Genomic DNA, 13,125 nt, shown 5'->3' with positions numbered 1-13,125 from the left:
GCCGCCGTGCTGCGGGCCAGGACCGTGCCGCCGGTGACCGCGGCACCCGTCGAGCAGCGGCCGGCGACCTCGGCGGTCGCGGCCAGGACCATGCCGGGCATCGCCGCGGTCCGGCCGCCCTCGGCCACACCACCGGCCACCCCCGGCCCGTCGCGCCGCATCGGCCATGGCGTCGTGCTCCCGCTGATCGTCGGCGAACTGGCGCTGGTGGCCGTCCTGCTGGTGCTGGACCGGTCATGGCCGGCCGTGGTCACCGTCGCCTGCTGTGGCGTCGTGCTCGGCGTGTTCGCCTCGGTCAGGGTGCGTGGGCGGCTGCTGTGCCAGTGGGTGCTGCTGGCCGCGCGGTTCCTGCTCCGCGACCGGGCGGCCGACCTGCCGGCCGACGAGCCGGGCGCGGGCCTGCTGGCGCTGGTCCGGCCGGACGCGCGGTGCGCGCACACCATGATCGGGGACGCGCAGGCCTTCCTGATCAGCGATGTCGGTGGCATCGGCGCGGTGCTGCGGCCGGAGTCCAGCGGGCGGGAAGCCAGCCTGCCGCTGCTGACCCCGCGCGACCTGCTCCCCGGCTCGGACGAACAGGCGCTGGCCTACGCCGTGCAGCTGGTGCACCACGCCGGGGTCGACCGGTCCCAGCCGCCCCGGCTGTGGCTGACCCTGCAGGCGTTGCGCACCGCGGAGATCTACGCCGACGACGACGTGCGCGCGGCGCTGGCCAACGTGGTGCGCCGGGTACGCCGCCGGCTGCGGCGGGCCGGGACCCCGTTCCGCACGCTGACCGAGCAGGAGACGATCGGCTCCTACGCCGCGCTCGCGCACGTCAACGCCGGCCGCAACCGGGTCCGGGAGGACTGGTGGCACTGGCAGAGCGGGCCGATCCGGCACGCGACCTTCCGGCTCGATGGCTGGTCGGCGCTGAGCCACCAGGCCGCCGCGCGGCTGGTCCGCTGGCTGCTGGCGGCCGCGCCGGACACCGCGGTCACCGTCAGCCACACCGCGCACCACCGCCCGACCGATCCCAGCGGCCCGCCGGTCGTGACCGCCGTTCTGCGCATCGCCAGCAGCCGCCAGGAGGCGCTGGCCGCCGCGGTGACCGACGTGGCCCAGCTCGCCAACGAGGTCGGCGTCACGCTCAACCGCCTGGACGGCCAGCACGTCGCCGGGATGACCGCGACCCTGCCCGTCGGCGTCGTCGACCTGCGGTGATCACGGCGCGATCAGGTAGCCGGTGCCGCGCACCGTGTGGATCAGCGGTGGCTCCCGCAGCTTGCGGCGCAGCCCGCGGACGGTCTGATCGAGCACATTGGACTCCGGGTCGGCGGCGTGCTCGTCCCAGGCGTGCCGGATCAGCTCGCGGCGGGTCACCGGCCGGCCGGGGGTGCTCATCAACCGCTGCAGTACCAACAACTCCTTGCGGGTCAGGCTGAGCAGCACGCCCGCCCTGGTGACCCGGTGCCGGTCCGCGTCCAGCTCGACGTCCGCGCAGCGCAGCACCGCCGGGCGACCCTGGGGCACCCGCCGGCACAGGCTGCGCACCCTGGCGACCAGCTCGGCCGCCGCGAAGGGCTTCACCAGATAGTCGTCGCCGCCGAGGCGCAGGCCGTCGAGCCGGTCGGCCTCGCTGTCGCGCGCGGTCAGGAACAGCACCGGCACCGGCCAACCCTGCGCCCGCTTGTGCCCGACATAGCGCAGCGAGTCGCCCGCGGGCAGCATCCGGTCGAAGACGACGCAGTCGTAGTGGTTGACCCACAACGCCTCATCGGCGCCGGGCAGGTCGGCGGCGGTGTCCACCGCGAACCCCGCCGCCCGCAGGACGACCACCACCCCGTCCCGCACATTGGCATCGTCCTCAACGACCAGAACCCGCATGGGGACAACGGTAAGCGGTCCGCGCTACCGCGCGATCGCCGCCAGCGCGTCGGCCGTGCCCATGGCGCGCAGCTCGTCCACCGACGGCATGCGGCCGACGCCGCGCAGGCGTTGGGACTGGGCCTTGCGCATGTTCTCGAACAGGCGGCGGGCGTCGCGCGCGTTGCCGAAGCCAGGGTCGTTCGCGATGCTGGCGAAGTGCTCGGCCAGCACCGGATCCGACGCCCGGTCCAGGTCGTAGCCGCCGCCGTCGGCCATCAGCGCGAGGATGTCCACCATCTCGTCGGGACCGTAGTTCTCGAACTCGATCGTCTTGCCGAACCGGGAGGCCAGGCCGGGGTTGACCGACATGAACTCGATGATCTCGTCGGTGTAGCCGGCGATAATCACCGCCACCTGGTCGCGGTGGTCCTCCATCAGCTTCACCAGCATGTCGATGGCCTCCTGGCCGAAGTCCCCACCGGCGGCCTGCCTGGACAGCGTGTACGCCTCGTCGATGAACAGCACCCCGCCCATCGCGCGCTCGAAGACCAGCGCGGTCTTCTCCGCCGTGTGCCCGATGTACTGGCCGACCAGGTCCCGACGGGACACCTCGAGGAACTCACCCTTGGGCAGCACGCCGAGCGCCTTGAGCAGCTTGCCGTAGAGCCGGGCGACCGTGGTCTTGCCGGTGCCGGGCGCGCCGGTGAACACCAGGTGGTGGCTGGCCCCGCCGACCGGCAGTCCCGCCCGCCGGCGCCAGTCGTTGACCTGTAGCTCGTCCACCAGCGCGCGCACCTCCGCCTTCGCGCTCGGCAGGCCGATCATGCCGTCCAGGTCGTTGAGCAGATCGTCCAGTCCGGACCCGCCGGGCGCGGCCGGGGCCTGTTCGACGACAGTGACCGTGGCACCGTCCGCGATGGACAGTCCCGGCTCGGCGGTGTTCGCCACCTGGTGGCCGGTCACCGAACCGCCACACCCCGGCCCGAACGCGATCCCCACCCCCCGCACGTCGTGCACCGAGCACCGCAGGATCTCCGGGGTCGAGTGGTGGGCCACCGCGATCCCCTCCGCCCCGGTGTTGGCCACCTCGCAGTCCTCGATGACCGGCCGCGCGTACTGGTAGACGTAGATGCCGCGCAACCCGCACGCGTCCACCACGCAGTCCCGGATCCTCGGCGCCGCACCGACGCCGACGATCACCCCGTCACCGGTCACCTCGGTGATCGTGGTGTCGGCCAACAGTCCCGGCGCACCCTCGATGACCATCCCCTGCTCGGCATCGCTGATGGTGCAGCCGGTCACGGTGAACTCCGCCGAGCCGCGCACGCTGATCGCCGGTCCCCGCCCCCCGGTGAGCACACAGCGGTCCACGGTCAGCTCCACGTCGGTCGCCTCGATCGCGCCCGCCGACGCGGCCAGCTCGATCCCCCGCAATGTGAGCGCCCCCCGGCTGGCCGCCACCACCGGGACCTCGCCCCCGCCGCCGTCGAGCACCACCTGCGCGCCGTCCACGGCCACCAGCGACACCCGGCGGCCGGTCAGCTCGATCGTCTCCCGGTAGACCCCGGCGGCGATGACGATCACCGCGTCGTGCCCGGCGTCGGCCAACGCGTGCGCGACCGTCGGGTACGCGCCCGGCCGCGACCCGACCTGCAGCGTGCGCCCGGCCATCAGCTGGCCACCAACAGCCAGCCGCGGTCGACGGCCTTGGCGCCGGCCTGGAAACGGCTGCGCGCGCCGAGCCGGTTCATGATGTCGGCGACCGTGCGCCGCACCGTGCGCACCGAGATGCCCAGCTTCGCCCCCGCCGACCCGTCGGTGTAACCCGCCCACAGCAGGGCGAGCAGGTCGCGCTCCCTGGCGGTCAGCCCGCCGTGCGCCGACTCGTCCTCGTCCAGCTCGACCGGGTTGAGCACCACCGCGGCCGCCCACATCCGCTCGAACAGTTCGACCGTCGCGCTGACCGCGCTCGGCAGGCGCAGCACCGCGACCCCGTCGCCTGCCGGGTCGACCGGCAGCAACGCGATCTCCCCGTCGATCACCACGAACTCCATCGGCACGGTGGCGTCCGTGCGCACCAGCGCGCCGGCCAGCGCCAGGCTGGTCACCTTGCCGGACAACCGCTCCGCGTCCGGGAACACCGCCCGGTAGCGCACGCCGCGGTCGACGTTCTCCCGGTGCAGCCTGCGGAACGCGCCGACCGGACCGGTGTTGGCGCCGGTGCTGACGATCAGCACCTCGCACCTGGCCGACGCGATCACCTGCTCGATGCTCGTCCGGCCGTCGGTGCCGCCGCGGTCGGCCGGGGCCGGCGCCGGTGCCTGGCCAGCCGGGCCGAGCACGTCCCGTTGTGCCGCGACGAGTTCTGGGCCCGGCTCGACGCCGAGCTCGGTGACCACGATCCGCCGGGCACGCTGGAAGGCGGCCAGCGCCTGCGCCGGGCGGCCGGCGGCGTGCAGTACGCGGACCAGGCTCGCCCAGGTCCGCTCGCAGAACGGGTCGTCGTCGAGCAGCTCGCGCAGTACCGCGACGGCCTCGGCGTAGCGCTCCCGCGCCCGCCAGCAGCCGGCGAGCAGCGTGCGCAGCTCGCGGCGCTGCTCGGCCAGCCGGTCGATCTCGGCCACCGCGGCCGGCCCGGCCAGCCCGTCGAACGGCGTGCCCCGCCAGTGCGCCAACGCCTCGGTCAGCCGGGCGGTCGCCTCGGCGTGCGCGCCGTTCTCGATCGCCAGCCTGGCCACCGCCGCCAGCTCGTCGACCCGGTCGGTGTCCAGCTCGTTCGGCTCGACCACCAGCCGGTAGCCGCCCGACCGGCTCTGCACCCGATCGCCGAGCAGTTGGCGCAGCCGCCACACGTAGCTACGCAGGTTGCGCAGCGCCGACGCGGGCGCGGCCTTCTGCTGCCAGATCGCGTCGATCAGGTCGTCGGTGTTGATCCAGCTGTTAGCGTGCAACAGCAGCACACCCAGCAGCGTGCTTGGCTTCCCGGCGCTCAGCTCGACCGGCGCGCCCGTCGCCGTGGTGACCTCAAGTGGTCCGAGTACGTGGAACCGCATGCCCCAACTCTGAACGGACAACGTGAGGTATTCATGACAAGCGTGCTGGTGGTGGAGGACGACGAGAATCTGCTGGTGGGCGTGGCCGCCACGCTGCAGGCGGCCGGGCTGGCGGTGGACACCGCGACGAGCATCGCGCACGCGCACGCCGCGCTGGGCGCCGGTGGGCACGACTGTGTGGTGTTCGACCGGATGTTGCCCGACGGGGACGCGATCGACTATGTCCATTCGCGTCGCCGGGAGGGCTGGGGCACGCCCGTGTTGTTCCTCACCGCCCGGGACGCGCCGGCCGACCGGGTGGCCGGGTTCGAGCACGGCGGCGACGACTATCTGGTCAAACCGTTCTCCTCGGCGGAGTTGACCGCGCGGGTGCTCAACCTGTGCCGCCGGGCGGGTGTGCGGCCATCGGTGCTGCGCTACACCGACCTGGAGATGGACTGCGCCCGCCGCGAGGTGCGCCGGGCCGACGTGCTGTTGTCGTTGACCGGCAAGGAGTTCGCGGTGCTCGAGCATCTGCTCACCAAGGTCGAGCAGGTGGTGTCCAGGAACGAGCTCGAGGAGCACTGCTGGGAGAGTGAGCCCGTCGCCAACGTGGTCGACGCGGTGGTGAAACGGTTGCGCCGCAAGCTGGCCGCGCCGGAGCTGATCCACACCGTGCACGGTCGCGGCTACCTGCTTGGCGCCCGGTGAGCGGCCAGGCGACCGGTGCGGCGACCGGGTCGGCCGCGGCCAGGTTGCGCAGACTGCGCTGGATGCTGACCGCCGTGGTCACCGCGGCGAACATGCTCGGGTTGGTCGGGTTCGCCTGGTACCTGATCAGTGACGACGCCGAGCAGGGCGTGGCGAGTGTGGACGCCGAGCTGCACCGGGTGACCACGGGGGTGAGCCGGTTGGTCGCCTTCGACGAGGCGGTCGACTTCGGACTGGTCAACCCCGACGAGCTCAACGACCGGTGCCCGCAGTTCGCGATCATGCCGGGGGGCGCGCCGGCGTTCCGGTCGCATCTGTCCCAGCGGGCGTGTGTGTCCATGGACACCTCGGTGCTCAGCGGGTTGGCGACCACCGCGGTGCGCGCCAGCACGACGATCACCGGCTACCAGCGCGACGCCGACGGTGAGCTGGTCCGGGTGCGGGCGGAGCCGCTGTACTCCTCGGACCGCACGGCGATCGGCGCGATCGTCGTGGTCGCCGACCTCGGTCCCCAGCAGAGTCAGCACACCGAGCTGGTGTGGTGGGTGGTCGGGTCGCTGGTGGTGTTGGTCGGCGTGCTCGGCGCGGCCGCGCATGTGTTGTCCGGGCGGGTGATCCGGCCGTCGGCGGACGCGTTGGGGCAGCAGGAGGTGCTGCTCGCCGAGACCGCGCACGACCTGCGCACGCCGGTGGCCGCGTTGCGCTCACTGGCCGAGGGCGCGCAGGCGAACCCGGCGCAGGCGCCCGCGCTGGTGCCCCGGGTGGTCGGGCTGGCCGCGCGGATGGGCGGCATCATCGACGGTCTGCTGGTGCGGGCGCGGCTCGCGGCCGGGGTCGAGCGGTTGGCCATCCAGCCGGTGTGGCTGGACCAGTTGGTGACCACCATGGTCGAGGAGACGCCGGTGGACGGCGCCCAGATCACCGTGGTCGCCGCGCCGACCATGGTGCACGCCGACCCGGGACTGCTGGCGCGGGCGATCAGCAACCTGTTGGACAACGCGATCAAGTACGGGCACCAGCCGGGCAGCACGGCGGTCGTGCACATCACGGTCGCCGGCGGCACGGTGACCGTGGCCGACCACGGGCCGGGAATCGACGCCGCGTTCGCCGAGGAGACGTTCAACCGGTTCACCAGCACCGGCGGCTCGTCCGGGCTCGGCCTGTCGATCGTGCGCTGGGTGGCCCAGGCGCACGGCGGCCGGCTGTCGGTCTACAACGCGGACGAAGGCGGGGCGATCTTCGAGCTCAACCTCCCGGTCAGCGGATCCTGACGGTCTGCCATGGCGGCAGGTCGACCCAGTCGCCGTCGAGTTGGTAGGCCAGGCTGTAGGTGTAGGTACCGGGTTCGGCGAACTCGCGCTCGAAGGTGATCTCCTGGGGCGTGGTGGCGAGCATGACGTCTGTCCGTTGTGGAAAGTCGTGGTCCCGCCCGGACTCGTCGCGCACCCGTACGGCCAGCGCGGGCAGCACCAGTGCCCGGTCAGCGCTGATCGTGGCGCGGGCGGTGACCGTGCCCGACGCGTCCTGGTCCATGGTCAGCTCACCGACGATGGTGACCGCGCCCGCCGGCTCGACGACCGGGACCAGGTCCGGCTCGCCGAGTTCGACCACCGCGATCACCGCCGCGATCAGCACGGCCGCGATCCCCACGATCCACAGTGGACGCAAACCGGGCCTCCCGTTCGTCTCGTCCCGCCAGGCGCTACGGCGCGCTCGGCCGCAGCGCCGCCATCAGCTCGGTCATCGCCGCGAACAGCTCCGCCGTCGGAATGTCCTGCTGGCGCAACAGCGTGTCCAGGTGCTGGTACTCGGCCAGGCCGGTGAGCTCGTCGTCACCGAAGATCGCCAGCATGGCCGCGGCCATGCCCGCGACCGCCCGGACCGTACCGAGACCGGCGACCAGCTGCGCGACCGGGATCTCCGGCGGCTCGTCGCCGCGCCGGTCCCACTGGTCGGAGAACGCGTGGAACCGGGCCATCTCGTTGCCCAGCACCGGATTGACAACCTCGGGCAGGTACCGGTCCGGGTTGATCACCGACGCGATCCGGACGAGCCCGTCGACCAGTCCGGTCGGCGCGGCCGGCGCGGGCAGGCCGGGTGCCGCCCGGTCGGTCAGCAGGCTTCCCGGGACATAGTCCTGAATTCCGCCGCGCACGGTCGCGGCGGCGTCGCGCACCGCGGCGACCACCGGCTGGTCGGCCATGGCCTGTTCGCCCCGGTCGTCGGTGATCAGCATCGACAGTCCGTCGGCGTAGCCGGTGACGTCGGCCAGCGCGCCGCTGGCGGCGTCGATCAGGAACACGTCCCCGCCGATGTTGACCGCGTTGAGCAGGTCGCCGGACTCGGCGACGCCGTGCTCGTCGGTGCGCCGCGCGTGCACGATCGCCCGGCTGCCCTCGCCGAGCCGCGTCAGCCTGGCGACGACGTCGTTGATCGCGGAGACCGGCCGGAACTGTCTACTTGGGACACCGGTGGCGGCGGCGATCCTGGCGCCCCAGCCCTCGTTTCCCGACCGCGCGACCAGGTCCGCCGGCACGTCGGCCGGCACGTCCGGGTTCCGGAAGTGTTGGTCCACGATCACCGCGGCTGCCTGCCCGTGCACGTCGGCCGGCAACGCGGGCAGGGCCGGCGGACTCTTGGCGTTGCCCGCGTGCACCCCGTCGAACAACTCGGCTATGGGCAACGGGGTCACGCCGCGAACGGCGTTGTAGGTCTGGATGGCGTCGATGAGCGAGTTGCGCGCGGCGACCTGTGCCCTCGGCTGCCCGGTGCGCAGCCGCGCGAGCTTCTCGGCCTGGGTGGCGACCTCGCGCAGGGCGACCACCCGGTCGACGAGGGTGGGCGCCAGGTCGGCGTGGGAGGCGTTCTCGTCGGCGGTGAGCTGGGCGGCCTCCGCGACGATGGCGCGGTAGGCGGTGTCCCTGGCGGCGAGGATCCGGTCGAGCGTGGCGTCATTGGTCGGCCGCGGTTGGTCCACAGTGGAGCGACCAAGTACGTGCGACCCGAACTCGGCGATCGCGGTGACGAAGTCGTCGCGGGCGGTCTGCGCCTTCGTCCTGGCCAGCTCGGCCTTGAGGTCGCCCTGTTTCTGTTCCTGCGCGGACATCACCCGACTGGCCAGCGCGCCGGTCGGCGCGCCGACCGCGCCCGCCGCGGTCAACACGGTGAGCGAGGGCATCCCGAGGACCAGCTCGAGTCCGGCGGCGACACCGACCGAGAGCAGCCCGGTGGCGACGCCAACCCCCAGCCATTTCCGGGAAGGCCGGGGGGAGGGCCGGTTCCTGTCCTGCGCGAGCGGGGTGTCGTCGTTAGGGGACAACGAGGACAGCGTGGGCACCGCCACGTTGAGTATCTTCGCGATCGCCGTGGCCAGCGCGGCGATGTCCCGGTCGCCCTCCCGCAGCGTGTCGTACCGGGTGCGCGCCGCGCTCGCCGCCTGTTCGGCGGTGAACTGCCGGCCGCCGGTCGCCAGGTTCATCCCGACGGCCGCCGCGGCGCTCGCCACCCGGAAACCGCCGTACTCCTCGGTCAGGGTCAGCATCGCGGCCAACGCGTTGGGATCCTGGTCCTTCGCGCTGCTTTCCGCGGACTGCGGGAGCGCGGTCCTGGCCAGATGTCCCGGGATGTCGTCGCTGTGGGCGAACTGTTTCCCGTCAACGCCCGGCGCCTGGCTGCCGGACCGGGCGGCCTGGCTCGCCAGCCGGTACTCCACCATCTGCACGAAGTTCCGTGCCTCGTGGGCGATCTCGTGCCCGTAGCCGGTGACCACGTTGTCGGCCTCGGTCAGCACGGCGTTCGTGCGCGCCGCCTTCCACGACGCCGTGTACCGCTTCCGGATGGCGTCCATGGCCGGGCCGACCACGGTCGGTGCCAGCGTGCCGACGAACAGGCCGGTGACGGTGAGCGCCGACAGGGCACCGAGCGGGGTCACCGCGCTGACCGCCAGCACCACGGCGACCGCGACGGTACTGGCGATCGTCCCGGCGCCTCGGTGCAGACCGTAGAGCCGCTCCAGTTGGAGATTCAGCGAGTCCGGGCCCATGGCGTGCTCGGCCGGCGTGGCCGCGCGGGCGAGGTAGCCATCGCCGGTGTACTTCAGCTGGGCGATGACCTGTAGGACGTCGAGCGCGATGCCGGTCTTGGCCTGTGCCTTGAGTTGGTGCTTGCGCCCGGCGAGTTGGGCGTCGGTCGCCGCGTTCTCCCGCACGGTGATCGACCGGTCGTACAGGCCCTGCACCACCGCACGGGTCAGCGCGGCGGCGGTCACCGCCACCAGGACCGGCACCGGCATCACCCCGAACGCGGCGGCGACCCCGAGTGCGATCGGCACGGGCAGGGCGGTGCCGACGCTCTTGGCGAGGTAGGCCATGGTGCCGAGCAGGCCGTCGGGGTCACGGGTGTGTTGCCGGACGACCTCCCGCATCCGCTCGTCGGGCAGCGCGGACAGCCGGCCGGCGGCGCCGTCCTGGCTCGGGTCGAGGCCGAGGTCGCGGACGAGGGCCTTGAGCAGTGACCGGGTACGCAGGCTGTGTGGGTTGCGCCGCAGGGTCTGCGCGTGGTCCAGCAGTTGGGCCGCGCGGCCGTGGTCGCGCCTGCTCAGCGTCGGGTCGCCGCTGCTGTCGGCCACCAGGCGGTCGGCCACCGTGGCGTCCACACCGGACAGTTGGGCGGCCGCCTCGCCGAGCGCCGCGGCGACCAGTGACGGCACGGCGGAGGGCGTTGCCCTGCCGGACACCGTGATGTGCACGGTGTTGTGACTGTCCACAGTGTAGGTCGCGGCGATGTGCTGGCCGAGGTCGGCGATCTGGACGGTCGCGGCGAACCGCAGCTGGTGCTCGTCGGTCAGGTGGTACACCTGGCTGTCGCCGGCGGGCGGGGTGACCGAGGCCAGGCCGGCGCGGCGGTCGGCTTCCCGCAGCGCGGACTGGGCGATCGCGTTGAGTTCCATGGTGCGCTGGGCGCCGACCGTGTAGTGCTCCGGCAGCAACTGCTGTCGCGGTGGCGAGGCTAGTTCGCCGGGACCGAGCGTCGAGGGCGTTGGCGTGGTCTCCTCGACCGTCGCCTGCTGCTCGGTCACCTCCGTGCTTTCGTCCGGAGCGGGGTTCGGCTCGGCCTCGGCTACCGGCGGCGGCGCGACTTCCGGCGCACCAACCGACTCGCTCGGCGGCGCGATCACCCCGGACCCGACGTCCACGCCAGCCGGCTCGCCGTTCGCGCTCGGCTGGGCGAGGCCGCCCGGCCCGTCATCCAGCGGAGCGATCACCCCCGAGCCGGGATCCACCCGCACGAGCCCGACGACATCAAGCGATCGCGACGGCGCGGGTCGTCTGCTCGGACCGGCCGCGGACTCCGGTGCCTGGCCGTTGGCCGGGGGCACGCCCAGCTCACCGAGCAGCGCGTCCCGCTCCTGGGAGTTCTCGCGGATGAGGTTCCTGATCTTCACGATCGTCTGGTTCGCGCGGTTGGTGCGCTGCCCGGCGAGCGTGACGGCGGTCTGGACCACCTCGGCGTACGGCGCGCGCTCGGCGATCTCGACCAGGTTCGTCAGGACGGTGGCATAGAGACTCCCCGCCAGCGCGACGATGTCCCGTTCGAGGTTCGCCGGCAACCCGAGCTTGAGCAGGCTGACCACGGCGTTCTTCGTCGACTGGGGTGTTGCCGGCGTGAACAGCTCGGTGACCGCGTCCCGGACCGGTTGGGACAACGCCTGCCACACCCGCGCGTCGATGCCGGCGGGGCAGGCCGCCGCCGGGTCGGCCTCCGTCGACTCCGTCGACTCGGTCGAGGCGGCCGGGTTCGCCTCGGCCGCCTGGCCGGTCTCGGCGCTCGTTCGGCGAGTCCTGCCTGGCGTGGCCGAGCCGGGATCGGTGCGTTGTCCCGTGACCCCCTGGCCGGTGATCGCGCCCGGCACGGCGGCGGTCGTGGTCTGACCGGTCTCGGTGGCTGTCGTCCCGGTGGTCGTGGTCCCGGTGGCCTGCTGGCCGCTGGGGTCGACGGCCGTCGACCCCTCCTGCTGCGTCGTGATTCCCGATTCGCCGGTCGTGCTCTCCTGCCCGGTCTGGTCGGTCGACGTGCCGGTGGCGCCGGACTCCGCTTCGGTACCGGGCGCGGTGGTGGTCTCGGTCGCCGCACCGTCCGCCGGCGCCTGCGCCGTTCGGGACCCGTCCTGGCCGGTCACCTCGCTGCCGGCGACGGGCGCGTTGGTCGTCGTCCCGGGCTTCGTCGCGGATCCCGACGACCCGGACCCCGAGTCCCCGGTCGACCCGGTCCCGGTCGACCCGGTCCCACCCGGCGCGCCGCCCCCCGCGGTCTGCCCCGTGCTCTGGTTCCCGGTCTGGTTTCCCGTCTGGTTCCCGGTCTCGGTCCCCGCCTGGTTGCTCGTTGCCCCCGATTCGGACACCCCCTGCGACGCCGAACCACTGCTGCCCGAGCCGGGATCGGTCGCGCCAGAGGTGCCCGGCGACTCCCCGGAGGCAGGTGTGTTGTCGGGCGGCGGCCCGTCCGGCCCGGTCGGCCCGTCCGGCCCGCTGAGGTTGGTGTCCAGACCGGTGACGTTCGGGTTCCCGTGCAGCCCCGCGGCCTGGCCGACCTGGCCGGCCAGCACGGTCCCGTTGGCCCGCACCGCGCCCATCCGCGCGGCGTCCGCGCCGTTCTCCGCGATCGACTCGCCGTACGCGCCGATCCCGCTGAAGTCCCCGGTCACGATGTCGTTCGCGGCGCGGCTGGCCACCGGGGAGGTGACCGAGTTCAGCCCGGCGCCGCTGGCCAGCGCGGACACGTGCTGGCTGACCACGCCCTTCGGCTTGATGACGCCGTTGATGACCTTCCCCGGCCCGTAGCCGAGCGCGCCGCCGATGCCGCCGGCGAGGGTGTCGGTGCCCAGCTGCCCGGCGTCGATCCCGCCGGGGTTGTACCCCACCTGCTGGGCCGCGAGCTGGGAGCCGGCCGAGATGACGGCCTCCTCACCGGCCTCGACCGCGATCTCCTTGCCGACGTTGAGCGCGACCTTGCCGGTGTTGAGCGCGACCGTGGTCACCGTGGAGCGGGCCTGCCCGGCGATCGCGGTCCGGCCGGCGGCCAGCAGCACGCGTTTCATCACGTTGCTGGCGACCTGGCGGACGAACATGCTGGCCACGCCGCCGGCCCCGGTCAACGCGAGCGCGAACGCCGCCGCGTTGATGATCATCTCGATCCGCATGGCCATCCGCTGCTTTTCGACGTCCTGGGCGTACTGCTCGCAGTACGCGGCCAGCTCCCGGCAGGAGCCGGTCAGCCCGCCGAGGTCGCCGTTGAAGTTCTTGACCAGCGAGTGGAACTCGTACCCGGCGCCGTCGGGCCAGTTGCCGAAGATCGTGTCCGTGGTCCGGTTGGTGTTGTCGACGGCGCCGTCGATGATGGTGGCTACCCGACCCCATGCCTGGCCGAGCGCGCGGGCGTCGGCCGGCTCGTCCGGCGGGAAACCGTTTTCCTGGCCGACCAGCTTGCAGACCTCGTCGAACAGTTGCTTGGCCGCGCCGGTGAGATCGATGCCCAT

The 13,125-nt window shown here is 73.0% G+C and carries 8 protein-coding genes; 3 read left to right on the top strand and 5 right to left on the bottom strand.

The features are described from left to right. A partial coding sequence (locus ACYVIP_RS39395; protein ID WP_460406027.1) for a type VII secretion protein EccE occupies positions 1–1,203 on the top strand: 1,203 nt, incomplete at its 5' end. Here the strand turns inward: ACYVIP_RS39395 and ACYVIP_RS39390 are convergent. The 3 genes from ACYVIP_RS39390 to ACYVIP_RS39380 are packed head-to-tail and all read right to left on the bottom strand — an operon-like array spanning position 1,204 to position 4,901. Further along, complete coding sequence (locus ACYVIP_RS39390; protein ID WP_460406025.1) at positions 1,204–1,866, bottom strand: response regulator transcription factor; 663 nt, start codon at positions 1,864–1,866, stop codon at positions 1,204–1,206. It abuts the gene before it with no gap. 24 nt (positions 1,867–1,890) lie between these two features. Then, on the bottom strand, positions 1,891–3,519 hold the full coding sequence (locus tag ACYVIP_RS39385) for a right-handed parallel beta-helix repeat-containing protein (RefSeq protein WP_460406023.1): 1,629 nt from the start codon (positions 3,517–3,519) through the stop codon (positions 1,891–1,893). Then, positions 3,519–4,901: a BTAD domain-containing putative transcriptional regulator gene (locus ACYVIP_RS39380; protein WP_460406021.1), complete on the bottom strand. Its 1,383-nt coding sequence runs from the start codon at positions 4,899–4,901 to the stop codon at positions 3,519–3,521. Before ACYVIP_RS39380 ends, ACYVIP_RS39385 begins: the two co-directional genes overlap by 1 nt. A gap of 33 nt (positions 4,902–4,934) precedes the next feature. Between ACYVIP_RS39380 and ACYVIP_RS39375 the strand changes: the two genes are divergently transcribed. Together ACYVIP_RS39375 and ACYVIP_RS39370 are read left to right on the top strand one after the other, a co-directional pair. Continuing rightward, positions 4,935–5,591 (top strand): response regulator transcription factor, encoded by a 657-nt coding sequence (locus ACYVIP_RS39375; protein ID WP_460406019.1) that lies wholly within the window; start codon positions 4,935–4,937, stop codon positions 5,589–5,591. After that, positions 5,588–6,862, top strand: coding sequence for a sensor histidine kinase (locus tag ACYVIP_RS39370; protein ID WP_460406017.1), 1,275 nt, complete (start codon positions 5,588–5,590; stop codon positions 6,860–6,862). The genes ACYVIP_RS39375 and ACYVIP_RS39370 overlap by 4 nt, the downstream gene beginning before the upstream one ends. Here the strand turns inward: ACYVIP_RS39370 and ACYVIP_RS39365 are convergent. Both ACYVIP_RS39365 and ACYVIP_RS39360 read right to left on the bottom strand, forming a co-directional pair. After that, positions 6,849–7,259: a hypothetical protein gene (locus ACYVIP_RS39365; protein WP_460406015.1), complete on the bottom strand. Its 411-nt coding sequence runs from the start codon at positions 7,257–7,259 to the stop codon at positions 6,849–6,851. The genes ACYVIP_RS39370 and ACYVIP_RS39365 overlap by 14 nt on opposite strands. 34 nt (positions 7,260–7,293) lie before the next feature. After that, positions 7,294–13,125, bottom strand: a complete 5,832-nt coding sequence (locus ACYVIP_RS39360) for a WXG100-like domain-containing protein (RefSeq protein WP_460406013.1) — start codon at positions 13,123–13,125, stop codon at positions 7,294–7,296.

This window comes from Actinophytocola sediminis (genome assembly GCF_054779715.1).
Note: the sequence above shows the minus strand (reverse complement) of the source record. Positions and strands in the feature narration are given on the sequence as shown.

Excerpts from the sequence above, each read along its gene's own strand:
- ACYVIP_RS39390 (WP_460406025.1), bottom strand. The coding sequence starts at position 1,866 with ATGCGGGTTCTGGTCGTTGAGGACGATGCCAATGTGCGGGACGGGGTG.
- ACYVIP_RS39385 (WP_460406023.1), bottom strand. The coding sequence starts at position 3,519 with ATGGCCGGGCGCACGCTGCAGGTCGGGTCGCGGCCGGGCGCGTACCCG.
- ACYVIP_RS39375 (WP_460406019.1), top strand. The coding sequence starts at position 4,935 with ATGACAAGCGTGCTGGTGGTGGAGGACGACGAGAATCTGCTGGTGGGC.
- ACYVIP_RS39360 (WP_460406013.1), bottom strand. The coding sequence starts at position 13,125 with ATGGGCATCGATCTCACCGGCGCGGCCAAGCAACTGTTCGACGAGGTC.
- ACYVIP_RS39380 (WP_460406021.1), bottom strand. The coding sequence starts at position 4,901 with ATGCGGTTCCACGTACTCGGACCACTTGAGGTCACCACGGCGACGGGC.